Consider the following 15,204-nt stretch of genomic DNA (forward strand, 5'->3'; position numbering starts at 1 on the left):
AGAGTACGATTTGAACTATCAGATGATCACCACCAACGACGAACTCACCACCCTGTGCGACGCGGTTCGCCAGACCACCGCCGTCGCGCTGGACACCGAGTTTGTTCGCACCCGCACTTACTATCCTCAGTTGGGGCTTATCCAGCTGTTCGACGGAGAGCGCACGGCGCTGATTGATCCTCTGGGTATTACCGACTGGTCACCGTTACAGGCTATTTTCCAGGATCGTAATATCACCAAATTCCTCCATGCGGGCAGCGAAGATTTAGAAGTGTTCCTTAACGTTTTTGGCTCGATGCCACAGCCGTTAATTGACACTCAGGTGCTGGCGGCATTCTGTGGTCGCCCGATGTCATGGGGCTTTGCGGCGATGGTTGCGGAGTATTTCGGCGTTGAACTGGATAAAAGTGAGTCGCGTACCGACTGGTTAGCCCGCCCGTTGACTTCTCGCCAGTGCGATTATGCGGCGGCAGACGTGTGGTATCTGCTGCCTATCGCGCACAAACTGATGGCGGAAACCGAACAGGCCGGTCGCCTTGCGGCGGCGCTGGACGAATGCCAACTGATGCAGCAACGTCGTCAGGAAGTGACTGACCCGCGTGATGCCTGGCGCGACATCAGCAACGCCTGGCAGCTGCGTACGCGTCAACTAGCGTGTTTACAGCTGCTGGCTGACTGGCGCTTGCGTAAAGCGCGTGAGCGCGATTTAGCGGTGAATTTTGTCGTGCGTGAGGAACACCTGTGGAGCGTGGCGCGTTATATGCCAGGCAGCCTCGGTGAGCTGGACAGCTTAGGGCTGTCGGGCAGTGAAATTCGTTTCCACGGTAAAACGCTGCTGAGCCTGGTGGCAAAAGCGCAGGCGCTGCCAGAAGATGAGCTGCCGGAGTCGCTGCTGAACCTGATGGATATGCCGGGCTATCGCAAAGTGTTTAAAGAGATTAAAGCGCTGGTGCAGGAAGTTGGGCAGGCGTATGAAGTGAGCGCCGAGATGCTGGCATCCCGTCGCCAAATCAACCAGTTGCTGAACTGGCACTGGCAGCTTAAGCCGCGAACCAGCGCACCGGAGATGCTCTCCGGCTGGCGTGGTGAGCTGCTGGCAGGGCCTTTAGATGCGCTGTTAGCTCAATATCCACGGTAATCCAGCACCGTTCTGCCTGATGGCGCTGCGCTTATCAGGCCTACGCAGGTTTGCACGCCAACATTTGCAATGGTTTGTAGGCCGGATAAGGCGTTTACGCCGCCATCCGGCAACCTGCGCCATTGTGTCTGATGGCGCTGCGCTTATCAGGCCTATGCAGGTTTGTACGCCAACATTTGCAATGGTTTGTAGGCCGGATAAGGCGCTTGCGCCGCCATCCGGCAATCTGCGCTATTGTGCCTGATGGCGCTGCGCTTATCAGGCCTACGCGGGTTTGTACGCCAACATTTGCAATGGTTTGTAGGCCGGATAAGGCGTTTACGCCGCCATCCGGCAATCTGCGCCATTGTGCCTGATGGCGCTTGCGCCGCCATCCGGCATTCAGGCACATAAGCCTGGCGTTAAACGCAAAAAAGGCGCTGAAATAGCGCCTTTTTTTACACCACCAAAAATCAGGATTTGGATTCTTCGGCTTCCGGTAGTGTGACGTTGAGTTCCAGAATCGAAATATCCCCGTCTTTTTGCTCTAACTGCACAGTGACCATTTCTGGGTCAATCTGCACATATCTGCAAATCACTTCCAGAATATCCTTCCGTAACTGCGGCAGATAGTGCGGTTCTGCATCGCTGCGGCGGCGTTCCGCGACAATGATTTGCAGACGTTCTTTAGCAATGTTGGCGGTAGTCTTTTTCCGAGAGAGAAAAAAGTCGAGTAATGCCATGATTTATCCTCCGAACAGGCGTTTGAGGAAACCTTTCTTCTCTTCTTCGATGAAGCGGAAAGGACGTTCTTCTCCCAGGAGACGATCTACGGTGTCGGCGTAGGCTTTACCTGCATCAGACACCGTATCCAGAATAACCGGCTCGCCCTGGTTTGAGGCGCGCAGAACAGACTGATCTTCCGGGATAACCCCAACCAGTTTAATGCGCAGGATTTCCAGCACATCTTCCATGCTCAGCATATCGCCTTTATTCACGCGCCCTGGGTTGTAGCGCGTGAGCAGCAGGTGCTCTTTAATCGGTTCTTCACCATTTTCTGCACGGCGTGATTTAGACGCCAGGATGCCCAGAATACGGTCAGAGTCACGTACGGACGACACTTCTGGGTTGGTGGTGATAATGGCTTCGTCAGCGAAATAGAGCGCCATCAGCGCGCCGGTTTCGATACCTGCAGGAGAGTCGCAGACAACGAAATCGAACTCCATTTTTTTTAGCTCGTCGAGCACTTTCTCGACGCCTTCACGGGTCAGGGCATCTTTATCGCGGGTCTGAGAAGCAGGAAGGATAAACAGATTATCGGTGCGTTTATCTTTGATTAACGCCTGATTCAGCGTCGCATCGCCCTGGATAACGTTAACAAAATCATAAACTACACGACGTTCGCAGCCCATAATCAGGTCAAGGTTACGCAGGCCGATATCAAAATCGATAACGACCGTTTTCTTTCCCTTCTGCGCCAAACCAGTCGCGATGGCCGCGCTGGAGGTGGTTTTGCCCACGCCCCCTTTACCAGAAGTTACAACAATAATGCGTGCCATAGAAATTCCTTGTTAAAAGGGATTAATTTAACGGTTGAATAGTCAAAGCGTTGCTGTCTAAGCGCAAACGCGCCGCTTTGCCAAAAAATTCGGCTGGGATCTGATCGCTCAGCCAATATTCCCCCGCGATGGAAACCAGTTCCGCCGCAAGGTGGGTACAAAATACTTGTGCTTCCCGGTCGCCAGCGGCTCCTGCCAGTACGCGTCCCCGCATCATGCCGTACACGTGAATGTTACCGTCGGCAATCAGTTCAGCGCCCGCGCTGACGTGGCTTGTAACAATCAGATCACAGTTTGGTGCATAAATGCGCTGACCGGAACGTACCGGCGTATCAATCATTCGCGTTTTTGTGATCGGACTAACAATTGGTGCAGGTTCTGCGGGCGGAGGTGGCGCTACAGGCGCTGGGCGAGCAACTTTTTCTTTACCTTCAGTCAGTAAAGGAAGGCCCGATTGGTCGATGGCTGCTTTAAACTGCGGGTTCTTACAACCACTGACGCCAACAATACGTAGCCCGACAGCCATAATAGCCTGCTGGATAGCTCGCCACTGGCTAAACTCTTCAAGGTTACTAACGTTGACCACCACCGGTGCATGGCGGAAAAAAGCCGGAGCCTGGGCAACCTTGTCCTCTAACGCCTGACGAATAACCTCGGGTTTTGCATCATGCAAATGAACCACAGATAGGGTGAAGCTACTGCCTTTAAGTTCGATTGGCGTGTTTGACATCCTGGCCTTACTCAATTTGCTGTTTATCACCGTTCGGTATGCGGTGATATTCCGAAGACTATCAGGCATGTTATAGTCACATATATATTCAAGCAAGTAACCGCAAGCCTAATTCAGAGTAAAAGTCTATTTTCTCACAATTGATGATGATTCCAATGATTTAAAATATCCTTTTAAATCATATTTCTGCGCGGGTTTTTGCGCTTCGCCTAATGCCTATCTCGTTTTCCTGTGCCAGAAACGTGACAGAACCAACGAATTTGTTTAAATGTTCGGCACTCAGGTGCGCGTATTTTTTCACCATTTCGAGAGTTTCCCATCCTCCCATTTCTTTAAGCATCATCAGGGGTGTGCCGTTTTGGACATGCCAGCTTGCCCATGTATGTCTCAGGTCGTGAAAACGGAAATCAGATATTCCAGATTTTATTGTTGCCTGGGCGAAATCGTTCCTGTCTATATCGGTTAGCCTTTCACCATTAAGAGTGAATACATATTCGCAAGACATATCGCATTCACGTAGAATCAAAATCGCTTCATCGTTGAGCGGGAGAGGGCGGGCTTTTCCTGATTTTGCATTCTCAGCAGTGACGATTGCGTTTCTGTTTTCCATATCTATATTCTCCCAGGCAAGAGAAAGAATCTCTCCTCGTCGCGCGCCGGTAAGCAAAGCGAACGATGAGATTTTTCGCATGATATCCGTATTAAGGTTATCGATGAGTTCTCTTGCCTGCCACTTCCTGATCCACCTTACTCTCACCTTTGGTTCCCTTAGCTCAGGAACATAAGGTCGATTATCAACCCAGCCATGTTTCAGTGCCAAAGAGAACGCGCGGATGATAAAGGCGCGATACCTGTTAACAGTTCCGTTTGCGAGTTTCTTTCGCGATTTGTGCTGAGAGTGGGTTGGCATCATTCTGGCTATCTCATCACCCTTTATGCCAGTTATGTTTCTTCCCCTGAATACTGACAGCCAGTAACGGGCATATCCTTTCTTGGTGTCATACAGCGACTGCCCCTCGGCATCCTTCATAGCCAGCAGAACGATTTCCTCAAACAGATGCTCCTGCTTTTTCTCTAAACGTGACACGTCCCATAGCTCGTGCTTTATCTTGTCGTGATACTCCTGTGCTTTGGCTTTCTCCTCGGTTCCAGTAGAGCGTCTAATTCGCGTTCCGTCTGGAGCTGAGATATCAATCCAATAGTTCCTACCTCTTTTGTGGATCGGCATTTAGTTGACTCCTCACCGACCACAGCCAGCCGGAAGACATTGTTAGGTGTTTTATAGAAATTTTCCACGCTTTCTTCGCTGGCTCGCCATGTGCCGCCAACTTTGAACATGTGGTATCGCGAAGGGTTTCTATATATGGTGCTGGGGGACACGTTTATACGTGCCGCAAGCTCAGGCACTTTCATAAATGGTTTCTCGCTAGCCATTGTCATGCTCCAGGCAAAAAAATGCCCACCGGAGTGGGCTTTATAGAATTGGGGTGTGTTTATGGTGGTCGCACTCACGTTCGGCCTGGTTCTTTAGTTTGCGGGCAGCGGCGAACCAAACATAATGCCGCCATAGCAGGCCAAATGCTGGCTTACACTCTTGTCCATGAAGCTCTGTCACCTCACAAAAGAACGACCCATTTGCGAGCCACAGTCGGTATCCGCAGCGGGTGGCGGCGTAAACTATGCCATTTATACTGTTAGGCTCTACATCCCATTCTCCTCGTCGAATTTGTTGGATTACCGCCCTGGCGTTGTTGAATCTCAACGCCGCCAATGAAATCAAGTTCTTCATATTGTCACCTATAAAATAGCTCTCGCAATGGAGGGCTGAAAGAGGAATGTCGAGGTGGGCTTTCGCACCCAATAGCCGACTCAGTGAATCAGCTATCAGTTGGTTCATGCGGCAACGTCCCATCCGGCAATAGAGAGGCGCCCCATTTTCGCGTGATACCACTGTGTTCCACGTCGCTCAGCTTCACTCATCATAACTTTGAGGGCGGCACTGAATGCGTCTTCGTGAACAACAGCCATCTGTGTTACCTGCCCACCAGGTGCAACATGAGGAACCTTTTTATGTGGAACTGACCACGCCATAACCAATTGTTTGCATTTGGCGTTACTCAGGCCGTAGGTTGCGTGTAAATGGCTGTAGCCCTGATAACCCTGCGGTATTGTTCCTTGCTTAATCTGCTCTATTGTCTCGGTGACGGATTCGACTTTGCTCTCTACTTGGTTCAGGCGTCGCTCTTGCTGCACATTTGCCATCGCCATTGCTGCGATAAGTTCTGCTTGTGACATCTTTGTCGTTCCCGATGCTGCTTCCTCCAGCTCCTGCCAACGGTCAATAACTTTCATGCGCAGCGTTGCGCTGTAACCTGTCAGCAGGCATTCAACGTGACGGCGGTCGAGTTGATACTCGGTTTGCTTGCGATTCATTGTATCGAAATAGATACGCGCAAAATTGCTCACATCTTCGCTAAGCTGATCCAGCATGACTTCTATGTCACGCTTTACATCAGGGTGGCGCTTCCCAGTTAGCTCGGAAATTTCACGACTGGACATTGTTAAACTTTGATGGATGTTCATTAAATTTTGCATAGATTGTTATTCCTCAAGCCACCCGCTGCATAGCGCGTAGCTTCTTAAGATGCTCTGCTGTTTCAAGTTCGGCGCGTATCTGCTGCGCCTCGTGATGGTCTAGCGGTTCGAATTGATTGTTGAAGCGGTCGATTGAAGCGGTGTTAATCCGTCCCTGTCGCCAGTATCGGACTATCTTTGATGTGACTGAGTGGATTATTACCGGCCAACCTGAATGGTCAGCGTATATCTGACCGCGTTGGATTAGCTGGAACATTGGATGATCCCTGCGTGAAAAGGGAAGGGTTAATCTGGAAGATACTTGCCATGCACCTTCATCTCCATATGTGTGAGTTCATAGCAATTAACGCAAATCCACTTAGAGCGCATGCCCGATTGAAACTCTTCCTCATACCATCTTACGCGCCTGAAAAACCTATATTTATGCTTTTTACACCCGTGTATTATTTGCCTGAATGACCTCATCGTTTTATCCCCATCACATCCTCCGATTCCGTTTCTCTGCATCCGCCTGGCAATCCACGCACATCGTGCAGCCTGGGTAAGCAATCCGGCGAGCCTCCGGCAACTCTTCGTCGCAATCACTACAGCGAATAGCCGATACTGCATCCCGGTTAATCCTGTGCGCAGCCAGTGCAGCATTACGCTGTAACTCTTCTACTTCTGATGCTGAATCAATGATGTCGGCCACGTCATAATTCTCCGTTATAATATTGTTTTTCCGGCAAATAGGCGGTTATAGCATCGCTTCTGGATATAATTTCTGCGCGCCTGATATCTACCTTTTTAATCACCTTGTCGAGGCAATCTATACAAGAGATGAACCCCCTGTATTCGCATGAGGAATATCCATCCAAGTCTTTTCCGCATAGGCAGCACTTGCACTCTTCCATATCTCACTCTCCGAACTGCTGATTGATAGTTAACGTAACCAATAAAAGGGAACCCTAAGTTCCCTGATGATTTGCGATAGTTTGGTCATGAATCAACACCGTACCGGCCCTGCATTCGACCAATAATGCTATTGAACTCGATGAGGCTTATGCCTAATGCCTGTATCGCCTCGTGATGCTTCTTTAAGATTGGCGGCACGACTGCATTCCATTTCGGCTTAGGCCTGCATTTCATCGTCTGCATAATTTCTGCTACGCACTTACGACCTTGTGCGCGGACGGCGTTGTCTTGCTCATGTGTCATGCAGCCTCCTTGCGACTCAACTTGTACCGTTTGGCCCGTACCGCATAGATGCTGCGACCTGTTCTGGCCGCGACGGTGCTAGCGGGGAGGGTAGCTATCATCTCTTCCTCAATCTGATTCCACGGCTTTAGTTTCTTTATGGAGGTAAGCCTGATCCCCATTCTTGATGCTTTGTTGAATACCGAGCTTGAGGTGCGGTCCAGCTTTTCCGCTATATCGTCACCGGTCATTGATGAAGCGACCTCCCGCAGGAAGTCCTCTTCGTACTGTTTCCACGGTTCGAACTTCATTGCGCCTCCTACTTAATCAGAAGTGATGGCTTGCCGACTTTTAGCTGCGCACCAGGAACTGATATGCCAGCTTTTAGTTGGTGCTTGATAGCTAATTTGTCAGCCTTGATAACCGTGTCGTACTCGACAAACTCAGAAGGAAGGGCGCTTGAATCAACGATTTCAACAGACTCGGAAGGTGCGCGAATTGTTACCTGATGAAGGCCTGCTCTTATTTTCTTTTTCCCGGCAGTGATTAACGCAGTGGCTATGTAGGCTTGGATACCGTCGACTTTATTCATCGTTACCGCAGCGCGTTCATTGAGCGACTTGGCCTCATCCTTGAGGCGTTCCGCGTATCCAGTTTCGTTCTTACAGATAGCGAGCAACTGCTCAATCTTGTCTGTAAGCTCGCCTTCCATCCCCTCAAGCGTGTCGGCGATCGCATCCGCTTCGAAGTCTGAATTCATTAGCTTGGCGTAATCGTTGGCGATTTCGTAAAGCTTACTCACTGGTCACCTCCAACTTAGTTTTGCATTCTGCGTAGATGGCCTGAACATTCTGCTGCAACTTCATTCCGGCTGTGCGTTTATAGGCATCGGCAAAGATTCTCTTCAGGTCATCCATGCTTTCTGCTTGCGCCATTTCATCGCAAAGAGTTTGAACGTGGTCGATCACTTCCTGCTGTCGACGACGCTCATCTTCGCGGATATCTTCCTCTGACTTGTGCGCCATCACTGGCTCTTGGAAAATTCCTTCATCTTCATTGATGACGTGAATAGCGTTATCCAGACGCTCAGCGCGGGGCCAGTACTTGCTTGCTCGCTTGACTATGGTCTTACGCGCCATTTCTTCCCAAAAGTTCTTCCACGGGCCATTCTTGGCTTTACTGGTGGCTTCCGTTGCTTTGATTTCTGCCAGGCTCATTTCTTCCGTCAGGTAGTCGCTGTCAGCTGTCTTGACAGTGCAGTAACCACCGACGACAGCACCGCGATCGCCGAATGCGTTGTATTTGTGTGTTGGTGCGGTATCAAGTCCGTTTGATTCGTACGTGTCGTTTGAATAAACCAGCTTGCACTGCCCCCATTTAATGGAGCCGGTAGACTGCGCAAGATGCAGAAGGCCCATATAGCTGATATCAAGGCACACCATGCCGTCACGGGGAACCAGATAAGCAAGCTTGCTGGCCGGGTTAAGAGTGATGCCGATCGCCGCTACGTTGATAATGGCGTTCTGTGCGCTGGTAGGATTTGATAGCGCCGTCTTGGCTAAGTAGTCGTTACGCTGGAAGTACTGAATTGCGAACTGGCTTTCTTTGGCCCATGTTACAGATTGGTCTGTTACCGCCCCAACAAAGAGCGGCTCCTGTTGTTTTACGAACTCAACAATGCTGAGGCTCATCGTTTACTCCTGAATTTATCAAAACGGGCATGGGGATTGGCGATCCCACTCCTCTTCGGAGCGGTCGTAGCAAAGTCGCGTGATGTAGTCGTTGTAGGCTTCTTCTGCCTTTTCACCGACCAGCGCAAGTTGCGCCTCTTTCGGAAGAAACAGACCACTCATTTGAAGAGCGTATTTCGGGAACATGGCGATTAGCTCTTTTGCCCGGTTGTCAATCCACTGCTCCTTCTCTTCGGTGATTGCTTGCTCGACCCATCGGCTATCTTCGATGCTGTCATAGGCCCTGAAAGCGTTCATGCTTCCTCCTGAATTGTGTGTAAGCGCTGCCTGGCATCTGAATGACTGCCAGAGAAAGTGAATAGGGGAGATTGGTTAAGGGATGTCGTGAAGGAATTCGAAGTCACCGCATTGTGAGTTACCAGCGGCGTCCTGATTGGTAACTGGAGCGCGGACTAGTACTGCTCCCATTCCTTCATAATAACGTTGTAAATAGCGAGCTGATGGTTTCTTTTGCCCACATGCCTCAATGACAACGGAGCGCTCAGGGTCAAAGTGGAATCGACCATCCATGACGAAATACTCAAACATGAGAGCCTCCACGCTTATGCCACGGCATACCGGCTGCTTTCTTCATCTCTTCGTTGGCTTCCATCCACATCTCAGAATCACCTATGAATCTGGCGATAAGAGCTTTGTTCTGAGCTGCACGAAGCATGTTGTGATTAATCATGAAGCCTCCCGGGCGCGGAGCATTGCGTCTGCAATCTTATAGGCGTGGTTAGCAAAAAGTTCTGGGTTATGACCAACATCCACTATTGCCTGCATCGCCTTAGCCGCGAAGTAGTCACGCAGAGTCATGCCAGGACCTGAATATTTAGAGTCGTAGTTATCATCGCGAGTAGGGAAAGCCTGCTCTAGTTCTTTGTTACTCATAATCATCTCCGCGCTTAAGCCGCGCCGCTGAACGTGAACTCTCGCGCATCTAGTGCGCATCGAAGTTAATTAGCGGTGGATAGCCGCCGTGTGTCATAACTCGAACCACTCGTAAATGGCTCCAGGTATGAGGCAATAAAAACCCGCCGGAGCGGGTCATTCATCGTCGTCGTCATCTAGGTTGATGGTCTTCACCCATCTCCCCTTGTGTTTCTGGCGCACCATTCATCAGCCTCATGCCAGCTACTAAACGTGAGGTTGTCACCAAACTGGTCTGTCGCGATTTCCACTTCTTCTTCGTCATCGACATCGAGAAGAACAATCAGCCTTGCCATCCTCTTACCCTCTGTAGTTACCAATAAAAAGGCCGCCAGTTAGGCGACCTGTTAATATCCTGAGTATTCGCGGAGAGCTTCGATAATCTCCTCGCAGTCGATAAGCAATTCGTCAGGCTCATCGTCTCTCTCTTTAAGAGATTCAATGTTCCCTGCTAACTGCCTAAGCATTTTTTGCTGCCAACCCGGGTCGAAACTATCTGGTATCTCAATTTCCACATCTCACCTCACTTATCAGTGATATCCCATATTTACCTAGAACCACTCTTTTGAGCCGTGATTGTTCACGGTTCCGCTTATTTCCCCATTTGAAATGGATAGGCCGCCATATCGGAAATCAACCTCACCAGATGGAACCTTTTGTCCGTTCATCCACTTAACAACACAAATGCCGTCAGCACTTGTAGCGCACCACCCATCAGGACGAGTTGAGCCTGAGCACGCGGATAAGAAGATAACGAGTGCCGGAATAAGTAGTTTTTTCATGAGTTACCTCGCCGGATAAATGCTTTTAGTCTTGCCGCGATGCACGACATCGAAGATTTGATCCAATAAAAAACCCGCACTAGGCGGGTTTATGACCATTTTTTATCTGGCCGTCGTTGATGTGCATGGTTTACAACCCTATGCATGACGTCCTCATGAGGAACCTCTTCAACCTTTTCGGTATCCCTTGGGAAGGAGAACGATACAGCCTTATCGACCTTATCCATTGGGTCTTGGTTTATTTCATATTCAGGTCCGTCATCTGTTGCGCTATACCCAACTTCAATTCCTGACGCCGTGGCATACGCAACCTGCTTTTCCCACCTAGCAGCTCTTCGCCTATCCTGTGCGGTAAGCTTCCTTTCCGTCTTCTTTGGCAGCTTGCCGAAATTCTCATTTATGAAAACAGTTTTCTTTTTCATATAAAGTCTCCGTCTTTTCGCTACCTGTAGAATTACGCATCGCTCTCGTAAAAGCGATCTGTAATTCGCTTGTGAGCAGCATTGCCGTTCATCCTGAACCCGCCGCGCTCCCGACGCATGGTTTACTGTCGCGCCGTTCGACTGACCGAAACGCTGTGTTGTTTCGATGGGATGATATTGTACCAATAGTTCATGTAAGTAAAGTACCAAAAGTACATTATTTTTGAATGTAAAGTTCAAATCAACGTAACAAATTGAACTTTAAGGTAATTTATTTTTATCTTGCATGGTGTTATGCTCAAAAAAACATCAGCGAGGGCATGGTTATGGGCTTGGGAATGGATATGGAACGGGATGAGCTATTAGAAGACCGCGCAGCATTCATTGCTGGCGAGATTGGCGGTGCGGTTGTTGAGTTGATTATCGGCGGGGTAGTGATTAGTCGGGATGCGATAGTGGATAGCCTGGAAGCCAAGCGGAAGGCTATGGGTAATGTTATTCACAAGGGGCTTCTAAGGGATGCTGCGGAGTTCGTGAGGAAAGGGCGGTAGACTTGGTTAACGATGTCACTGCTGGTAGACCTGCATACCAGTGGTAAAACGCTTACCGCTGGCGCGACTATTAATAATGCAGGGATTTGGGTGCTGCCCATCTGGCGGGCAAATGCGGTAGGAGTCAATTCGGTATCTTAATTATCAATGAGTTACACTGGCGGGCAGGTGGTGGGCTTGGGGGATCGGAAGGCAAAGAAAACCCGGCTCGGTGGCCGGGTTATTTCAGTTTATCAAGGAAGGATTCTCTTTCTTTTTTATCGGAATCCCTTCTATTTAGAAGAGTCTTGAAACTCTGAAGCTCAATCATAACTCTATGAACGAAAAGACTCGTATAGACTGATACGAAGAGTAAGCCACCTGACACCTTCAGAACTCTGTATAATAACTCTTGATTTCCAGCACTAACCATCAGGCCTAACACCACGAATAGCGTCGAGAAAACATAGAATGCTAAAAGAGATGCCATTAGTCGCCTTTTTGATTTAACCAGAGGCGAAAGCCTTCGCAACTCAGAAGGGGTCAGCGAAGAGTGATCATTAACTTCGTTTGTTTTGAAGATTGCCTGTATGCAATACGATAATGGCAACTGCATCAAACCTACCACAGCCCATGGTGCCGAAATAATAACACCATCAGCTATAAAGCCTAATGATTTGTTGATTATAAAATAACCAATAAAGAAGAAGGCGATCATAAGAAAAAGGTGGATGATTTTAGATTTCATTATTATCCTCCTTATTCATTCTTTTACTTTACATTCAGCTCCCCGGCCTCAAGCTTGGAGAACAACCATTTGTGCATCTTTAAGAATAAATCATTTTCATCGATAACGCCATTGTTATATTCGACATTAATATTGCCTGAAAGTTTAACTTCTTTACCAGTGATTTCCCCACCACCTTGTAGTTTTATGCTGTAATCATCCCCATCTATATGCCTTAGTGATGTAGCAATACTGTCAATAACGGTCTGACCTCCATCATTTGTTTTTCTGAAATATGTAATTTCAAGACTTACCTGTAGATTTGCATCATCTAAGGAATCCTTCAAATTGATATCTTCAGCCCAATTATCACCCAAAAATGCTTTAAGCAATGATCCACCCTTACCAGTAGGCCTGTACTTTATCGTTTTAACTGAACCTGTGGTTTTTTGTGCGGAAGAGGCGTCATCATTTTTCACTTCAGAAGTTATTGGCAAGCTACCAATTCTAATGCTTTTGGCAGGAGATTTTTGCATCTTCTGCATGGTTTCTTCTGATGGCTTATCTTGCAGTAGTAAGACAAAGTTTTCTAAATCAGTAAAGCTATTTATCAGCCAGTTAAGATGTGATTCAAATTCTCTGGAACGCAAGGATGTAGACTGAACAATTATCACATGGTTGTTTAAAACACCGAAATATAAAATAGAGTCAACAAACTCTCTTTTTTTATCTTGCGCGTTATCGCCATCAATAATAATGTCATTCGAAGTTATTGAGTTAATGTCATAAAATCTGACATTATCTCTTATTTCTAATAGGGATTGACTCTTATCTTTCTCAAAAAGAACCAGTTGACCAAAAAGAATTGTTTTGTATGTATTGCTTTTATTTAAAACCCTAATGCCTGAATTCTCATCAGAGGGTGAGGTTTTTTCTTGACGAAGCAAAACGTTTTCAGCGGAACCACCATCTCCTATGATTCCAAGTAAAATGCTTTGCAATGATGACGCCCCGTTTGGGATGACTGCCTTTTTATAATGAACAATTTTCGGTCTGCTATCTTTCATTGCAATTACCCAGTTATATTTAACTTAATCCGAATCGGCACAATAATTATGAAACATTCAAAGCTACCAACTATGCGCCGACCAGAAATCTATCCAATCACCCAAACGTCTCTTCAGGCCACTAAGGCTAACCATGCTTCCTGTATGTCTGCGGCATGCTGCCGATCACCTTTCCGAAAACGAATATTTTGTTCATCTCTTCTTTTTCGATAGGTTCCCAAGGGTGATAGGTATGGTTGTCTGAGATGACCAACAACTTGTCTTTCATCTTCTGTAGGCGCTTAACGTGAGCTGTTTCATCGTAGAGGAACGCGTAGATACCATCACCATCAAAATGCTGAATGCTGATGTCTACAAAGAGTAGATCCCCAGGCTCAATCGTGCCGGACATGCTATCTCCACGAACGTTGATAATCCTTATCTGCTCAGGGCGACGCCCATTAAACATCTGCCGAGCATCTTCAACCGAATATTCTACGGAGCGTAGCACCTCCATGAACTCACTATTGATCACACCCGGCCCCGCGCTTACAGAGACATCAAGCACATCGATACGAAATGTTTCGGTAGACTTCTGCAAATGCCCTTCCTCAATCCCATCAGCTTTGCTGTCTCCCAGCAGGTAAGACGAAGACGTGCCAATGCTCGTGGCAAGCTCCTGTAGCTTTCCACGCCTTGGAATCGATTCCCCGTTAAACCACTTGCTTACGGCTTTTGGTGTCAACTTCATCTTTTTGGCTATCTCAGCCTGACGACCATGTACCGGTAAACCAGCTTTATCGCAGGCCAGCGCAAGCCTATGGGAAAAGTCTTTTCGCGCTTTTTCTTCCTGAACCATGTGTTCAATCATAATATCACTTGCGTGAACTATCAGTTCCGACATAATATGTACTTACGGTTCAATTTAAGGGTGAGTAAATGCAACCTAATAACCTTGGCGACATCATCAAACGGATTCGTGTTCCGGTGGTGGCAAAGGCTTGCGAGAGAACCCCGCGAGCTATCTACAAATGGATAAACAGCGGATGCCTTCCACGTACCGATTACACGGGCGAAACAGAATACGCATCAAAAATCGCAGCGGCATCTGACGGTCAGTTCACAGAAAGTCAGATTCTTGAAATCAGCAAGCCTAAGTCCGTTCAGCAAGCTGTTTAATTTTTAGGTTTACCAACTGCTCTTTAACAATCTGGAACCCAATTTTAAACGGCTGAGAAATCAGCCGAATCAACTAATTACATAGGAATTTAACATATGGAAAGTTCAACGACACGCAACACAGTGGAGGCCCGACGAATCGAGAGTTGGCTTCACAGTCAGATCAATGAAATTGGCACAACCGCTATCGCGAAGGTAGCAGGGGTCAACAAGTCTACGGTGACTCGCTGGCGAGAAAACCTTCTGCCGAACATGTCTCTTTTGCTGTCAATCCTGATTGCTAACCGGGATGGAGTGAAGGGGGATTTTGAAGCATGAGTATCAGAAATGACGAAAGCCGCTCTGCGGGAACAGAAGCGGCCTTCAGGTGGAATTAACTGGATCAATTCACAGGAGTAATCATATGCGAAACAAAGGTTTCTCGCCAGAAGAAGTACACAAAGAAGTGAAGCGTTCGCGCTTTCTAAAATCCATAGACGAACGAACCTGCATCCGGTTCGCTTCAGTTGCCAGAACGGAGCTGCTTAAAGCGGAGGCGCTGGCTTTGTTGCCATCGCTGCCGAAAGAAAACGGGTTCACTTTTATCCCGAATTCATTTCTGGAAAATCTGGCAAGGCAGGATATATCTGCATCTCAATTCATTGAGGTGTTGTCGATATTTCGTCATGGGGAATAGAG

At 48.1% G+C, this 15,204-nt stretch carries 27 protein-coding genes and 2 pseudogenes; 7 read left to right on the forward strand and 22 right to left on the reverse strand.

Annotated elements, in window-relative coordinates:
- Window positions 1-22 precede the first annotated feature (22 nt).
- From rnd to AC6I4B_RS10155, 3 genes and pseudogenes are all read left to right on the forward strand, one after another.
- Window positions 23-1,138, forward strand: coding sequence for a ribonuclease D (rnd, locus tag AC6I4B_RS10145; RefSeq protein ID WP_497772096.1), 1,116 nt, complete (start codon window positions 23-25; stop codon window positions 1,136-1,138).
- Window positions 1,139-1,147: 9 nt separating this feature from the next.
- Window positions 1,148-1,270, forward strand: a pseudogene (locus tag AC6I4B_RS10150) (hypothetical protein); the annotation flags it as partial.
- Window positions 1,271-1,341: 71 nt separating this feature from the next.
- Window positions 1,342-1,494: pseudogene (locus tag AC6I4B_RS10155) on the forward strand (hypothetical protein); the annotation flags it as partial.
- Window positions 1,495-1,590: 96 nt separating this feature from the next.
- Here the strand turns inward: AC6I4B_RS10155 and minE are convergent.
- The 19 genes from minE to AC6I4B_RS10250 form a co-directional block, all read right to left on the reverse strand.
- The gene (minE, locus tag AC6I4B_RS10160; protein WP_497771417.1) at window positions 1,591-1,860 is read right to left on the reverse strand and encodes a cell division topological specificity factor MinE; all 270 of its coding nucleotides are present in this window, start codon (window positions 1,858-1,860) and stop codon (window positions 1,591-1,593) included.
- A 3-nt stretch (window positions 1,861-1,863) separates the two neighbouring features.
- Window positions 1,864-2,676, reverse strand: coding sequence for a septum site-determining protein MinD (gene minD / locus AC6I4B_RS10165; RefSeq protein ID WP_497771418.1), 813 nt, complete (start codon window positions 2,674-2,676; stop codon window positions 1,864-1,866).
- Between the two features lie 22 nt (window positions 2,677-2,698).
- Window positions 2,699-3,406 (reverse strand): septum site-determining protein MinC, encoded by a 708-nt coding sequence (gene minC, locus AC6I4B_RS10170; RefSeq protein WP_497771420.1) that lies wholly within the window; start codon window positions 3,404-3,406, stop codon window positions 2,699-2,701.
- A 178-nt stretch (window positions 3,407-3,584) separates the two neighbouring features.
- On the reverse strand, window positions 3,585-4,634 hold the full coding sequence (locus AC6I4B_RS10175) for a tyrosine-type recombinase/integrase (RefSeq protein WP_497771421.1): 1,050 nt from the start codon (window positions 4,632-4,634) through the stop codon (window positions 3,585-3,587).
- Between the two features lie 665 nt (window positions 4,635-5,299).
- Window positions 5,300-6,001: a Rha family transcriptional regulator gene (locus tag AC6I4B_RS10180; protein ID WP_497771423.1), complete on the reverse strand. Its 702-nt coding sequence runs from the start codon at window positions 5,999-6,001 to the stop codon at window positions 5,300-5,302.
- A 13-nt stretch (window positions 6,002-6,014) separates the two neighbouring features.
- The gene (locus tag AC6I4B_RS10185) at window positions 6,015-6,257 is read right to left on the reverse strand and encodes a DUF4222 domain-containing protein (RefSeq protein ID WP_497766885.1); all 243 of its coding nucleotides are present in this window, start codon (window positions 6,255-6,257) and stop codon (window positions 6,015-6,017) included.
- Window positions 6,258-6,479: 222 nt separating this feature from the next.
- Complete coding sequence (locus AC6I4B_RS10190; RefSeq protein WP_497766883.1) at window positions 6,480-6,692, reverse strand: TraR/DksA family transcriptional regulator; 213 nt, start codon at window positions 6,690-6,692, stop codon at window positions 6,480-6,482.
- A 287-nt stretch (window positions 6,693-6,979) separates the two neighbouring features.
- Window positions 6,980-7,198 carry a hypothetical protein gene (locus AC6I4B_RS10195; protein ID WP_497771425.1) on the reverse strand — a complete coding sequence of 73 codons (219 nt, stop codon included), beginning with the start codon at window positions 7,196-7,198 and terminating at the stop codon, window positions 6,980-6,982.
- Window positions 7,195-7,488 carry a hypothetical protein gene (locus AC6I4B_RS10200; RefSeq protein WP_497771426.1) on the reverse strand — a complete coding sequence of 98 codons (294 nt, stop codon included), beginning with the start codon at window positions 7,486-7,488 and terminating at the stop codon, window positions 7,195-7,197. The genes AC6I4B_RS10195 and AC6I4B_RS10200 overlap by 4 nt, the downstream gene beginning before the upstream one ends.
- A gap of 8 nt (window positions 7,489-7,496) precedes the next feature.
- A complete protein-coding gene (locus tag AC6I4B_RS10205) occupies window positions 7,497-7,979 on the reverse strand; it encodes a siphovirus Gp157 family protein (RefSeq protein WP_497771428.1) in 483 nt (160 codons plus the stop codon).
- Window positions 7,972-8,868: a recombinase RecT gene (locus tag AC6I4B_RS10210; RefSeq protein ID WP_497771430.1), complete on the reverse strand. Its 897-nt coding sequence runs from the start codon at window positions 8,866-8,868 to the stop codon at window positions 7,972-7,974. Before AC6I4B_RS10210 ends, AC6I4B_RS10205 begins: the two co-directional genes overlap by 8 nt.
- Window positions 8,869-8,886: 18 nt before the next feature.
- On the reverse strand, window positions 8,887-9,165 hold the full coding sequence (gene gamL / locus AC6I4B_RS10215; protein WP_497771432.1) for a host nuclease inhibitor GamL: 279 nt from the start codon (window positions 9,163-9,165) through the stop codon (window positions 8,887-8,889).
- A gap of 75 nt (window positions 9,166-9,240) precedes the next feature.
- Entirely contained in the window at window positions 9,241-9,456 is a 216-nt protein-coding gene (locus tag AC6I4B_RS10220) for a hypothetical protein (RefSeq protein ID WP_497771433.1), read from the reverse strand.
- The gene (kil, locus tag AC6I4B_RS10225; RefSeq protein WP_497771435.1) at window positions 9,449-9,598 is read right to left on the reverse strand and encodes a host cell division inhibitory peptide Kil; all 150 of its coding nucleotides are present in this window, start codon (window positions 9,596-9,598) and stop codon (window positions 9,449-9,451) included. Before kil ends, AC6I4B_RS10220 begins: the two co-directional genes overlap by 8 nt.
- Complete coding sequence (locus tag AC6I4B_RS10230) at window positions 9,595-9,801, reverse strand: hypothetical protein (protein WP_497771436.1); 207 nt, start codon at window positions 9,799-9,801, stop codon at window positions 9,595-9,597. Before AC6I4B_RS10230 ends, kil begins: the two co-directional genes overlap by 4 nt.
- Window positions 9,802-9,992: 191 nt before the next feature.
- Window positions 9,993-10,136, reverse strand: coding sequence for a hypothetical protein (locus tag AC6I4B_RS10235; protein ID WP_497771438.1), 144 nt, complete (start codon window positions 10,134-10,136; stop codon window positions 9,993-9,995).
- Window positions 10,137-10,187: 51 nt separating this feature from the next.
- Window positions 10,188-10,355, reverse strand: coding sequence for a hypothetical protein (locus AC6I4B_RS10240; RefSeq protein WP_497771439.1), 168 nt, complete (start codon window positions 10,353-10,355; stop codon window positions 10,188-10,190).
- A 36-nt stretch (window positions 10,356-10,391) separates the two neighbouring features.
- Window positions 10,392-10,622: a hypothetical protein gene (locus AC6I4B_RS10245; RefSeq protein WP_497771441.1), complete on the reverse strand. Its 231-nt coding sequence runs from the start codon at window positions 10,620-10,622 to the stop codon at window positions 10,392-10,394.
- A gap of 89 nt (window positions 10,623-10,711) precedes the next feature.
- Window positions 10,712-11,044, reverse strand: a complete 333-nt coding sequence (locus tag AC6I4B_RS10250) for a transcriptional regulator (protein WP_497771442.1) — start codon at window positions 11,042-11,044, stop codon at window positions 10,712-10,714.
- 344 nt (window positions 11,045-11,388) lie between these two features.
- Between AC6I4B_RS10250 and AC6I4B_RS10255 the strand changes: the two genes are divergently transcribed.
- Window positions 11,389-11,595 (forward strand): hypothetical protein, encoded by a 207-nt coding sequence (locus tag AC6I4B_RS10255; protein ID WP_497772098.1) that lies wholly within the window; start codon window positions 11,389-11,391, stop codon window positions 11,593-11,595.
- Between the two features lie 220 nt (window positions 11,596-11,815).
- Here AC6I4B_RS10255 and AC6I4B_RS10260 read toward each other — a convergent pair whose 3' ends face one another.
- From AC6I4B_RS10260 to AC6I4B_RS10270, 3 genes are all read right to left on the reverse strand, one after another.
- Entirely contained in the window at window positions 11,816-12,322 is a 507-nt protein-coding gene (locus tag AC6I4B_RS10260; RefSeq protein WP_497771444.1) for a hypothetical protein, read from the reverse strand.
- Between the two features lie 23 nt (window positions 12,323-12,345).
- On the reverse strand, window positions 12,346-13,368 hold the full coding sequence (locus AC6I4B_RS10265; protein WP_497771445.1) for a hypothetical protein: 1,023 nt from the start codon (window positions 13,366-13,368) through the stop codon (window positions 12,346-12,348).
- Window positions 13,369-13,495: 127 nt separating this feature from the next.
- Window positions 13,496-14,218, reverse strand: coding sequence for an XRE family transcriptional regulator (locus AC6I4B_RS10270; RefSeq protein ID WP_497772100.1), 723 nt, complete (start codon window positions 14,216-14,218; stop codon window positions 13,496-13,498).
- A 68-nt stretch (window positions 14,219-14,286) separates the two neighbouring features.
- Here AC6I4B_RS10270 and AC6I4B_RS10275 point away from each other — a divergent pair, with 68 nt between their 5' ends.
- The 3 genes from AC6I4B_RS10275 to AC6I4B_RS10285 all read left to right on the forward strand — a co-directional run bounded on the left by AC6I4B_RS10275 (window position 14,287) and on the right by AC6I4B_RS10285 (window position 15,202).
- Entirely contained in the window at window positions 14,287-14,526 is a 240-nt protein-coding gene (locus tag AC6I4B_RS10275) for a Cro/Cl family transcriptional regulator (protein ID WP_497771446.1), read from the forward strand.
- Between the two features lie 96 nt (window positions 14,527-14,622).
- On the forward strand, window positions 14,623-14,844 hold the full coding sequence (locus tag AC6I4B_RS10280) for a CII family transcriptional regulator (RefSeq protein ID WP_497771447.1): 222 nt from the start codon (window positions 14,623-14,625) through the stop codon (window positions 14,842-14,844).
- Window positions 14,845-14,929: 85 nt separating this feature from the next.
- Window positions 14,930-15,202 (forward strand): hypothetical protein, encoded by a 273-nt coding sequence (locus AC6I4B_RS10285; protein ID WP_497771448.1) that lies wholly within the window; start codon window positions 14,930-14,932, stop codon window positions 15,200-15,202.
- The last annotated feature ends 2 nt before the right edge of the window (window positions 15,203-15,204 follow it).

This window comes from Kluyvera fluvialis, assembly GCF_059725275.1.

Coding starts and splice junctions, on each gene's coding strand:
- minE (WP_497771417.1), bottom strand. CDS start 1,860: ATGGCATTACTCGACTTTTTTCTCTCTCGGAAAAAGACTACCGCCAAC.
- AC6I4B_RS10195 (WP_497771425.1), bottom strand. CDS start 7,198: ATGACACATGAGCAAGACAACGCCGTCCGCGCACAAGGTCGTAAGTGC.
- AC6I4B_RS10280 (WP_497771447.1), top strand. CDS start 14,623: ATGGAAAGTTCAACGACACGCAACACAGTGGAGGCCCGACGAATCGAG.
- AC6I4B_RS10245 (WP_497771441.1), bottom strand. CDS start 10,622: ATGAAAAAACTACTTATTCCGGCACTCGTTATCTTCTTATCCGCGTGC.
- AC6I4B_RS10250 (WP_497771442.1), bottom strand. CDS start 11,044: ATGAAAAAGAAAACTGTTTTCATAAATGAGAATTTCGGCAAGCTGCCA.
- AC6I4B_RS10235 (WP_497771438.1), bottom strand. CDS start 10,136: ATGGCAAGGCTGATTGTTCTTCTCGATGTCGATGACGAAGAAGAAGTG.
- AC6I4B_RS10185 (WP_497766885.1), bottom strand. CDS start 6,257: ATGTTCCAGCTAATCCAACGCGGTCAGATATACGCTGACCATTCAGGT.
- AC6I4B_RS10265 (WP_497771445.1), bottom strand. CDS start 13,368: ATGAAAGATAGCAGACCGAAAATTGTTCATTATAAAAAGGCAGTCATC.
- AC6I4B_RS10175 (WP_497771421.1), bottom strand. CDS start 4,634: ATGCCGATCCACAAAAGAGGTAGGAACTATTGGATTGATATCTCAGCT.
- rnd (WP_497772096.1), top strand. CDS start 23: ATGATCACCACCAACGACGAACTCACCACCCTGTGCGACGCGGTTCGC.
- AC6I4B_RS10275 (WP_497771446.1), top strand. CDS start 14,287: ATGCAACCTAATAACCTTGGCGACATCATCAAACGGATTCGTGTTCCG.
- gamL (WP_497771432.1), bottom strand. CDS start 9,165: ATGAACGCTTTCAGGGCCTATGACAGCATCGAAGATAGCCGATGGGTC.
- AC6I4B_RS10285 (WP_497771448.1), top strand. CDS start 14,930: ATGCGAAACAAAGGTTTCTCGCCAGAAGAAGTACACAAAGAAGTGAAG.
- AC6I4B_RS10200 (WP_497771426.1), bottom strand. CDS start 7,488: ATGAAGTTCGAACCGTGGAAACAGTACGAAGAGGACTTCCTGCGGGAG.
- AC6I4B_RS10210 (WP_497771430.1), bottom strand. CDS start 8,868: ATGAGCCTCAGCATTGTTGAGTTCGTAAAACAACAGGAGCCGCTCTTT.
- kil (WP_497771435.1), bottom strand. CDS start 9,598: ATGATTAATCACAACATGCTTCGTGCAGCTCAGAACAAAGCTCTTATC.
- AC6I4B_RS10270 (WP_497772100.1), bottom strand. CDS start 14,218: ATGATTGAACACATGGTTCAGGAAGAAAAAGCGCGAAAAGACTTTTCC.
- AC6I4B_RS10255 (WP_497772098.1), top strand. CDS start 11,389: ATGGAACGGGATGAGCTATTAGAAGACCGCGCAGCATTCATTGCTGGC.
- AC6I4B_RS10230 (WP_497771436.1), bottom strand. CDS start 9,801: ATGAGTAACAAAGAACTAGAGCAGGCTTTCCCTACTCGCGATGATAAC.
- AC6I4B_RS10220 (WP_497771433.1), bottom strand. CDS start 9,456: ATGTTTGAGTATTTCGTCATGGATGGTCGATTCCACTTTGACCCTGAG.
- minC (WP_497771420.1), bottom strand. CDS start 3,406: ATGTCAAACACGCCAATCGAACTTAAAGGCAGTAGCTTCACCCTATCT.
- AC6I4B_RS10260 (WP_497771444.1), bottom strand. CDS start 12,322: ATGAAATCTAAAATCATCCACCTTTTTCTTATGATCGCCTTCTTCTTT.
- AC6I4B_RS10180 (WP_497771423.1), bottom strand. CDS start 6,001: ATGCAAAATTTAATGAACATCCATCAAAGTTTAACAATGTCCAGTCGT.
- minD (WP_497771418.1), bottom strand. CDS start 2,676: ATGGCACGCATTATTGTTGTAACTTCTGGTAAAGGGGGCGTGGGCAAA.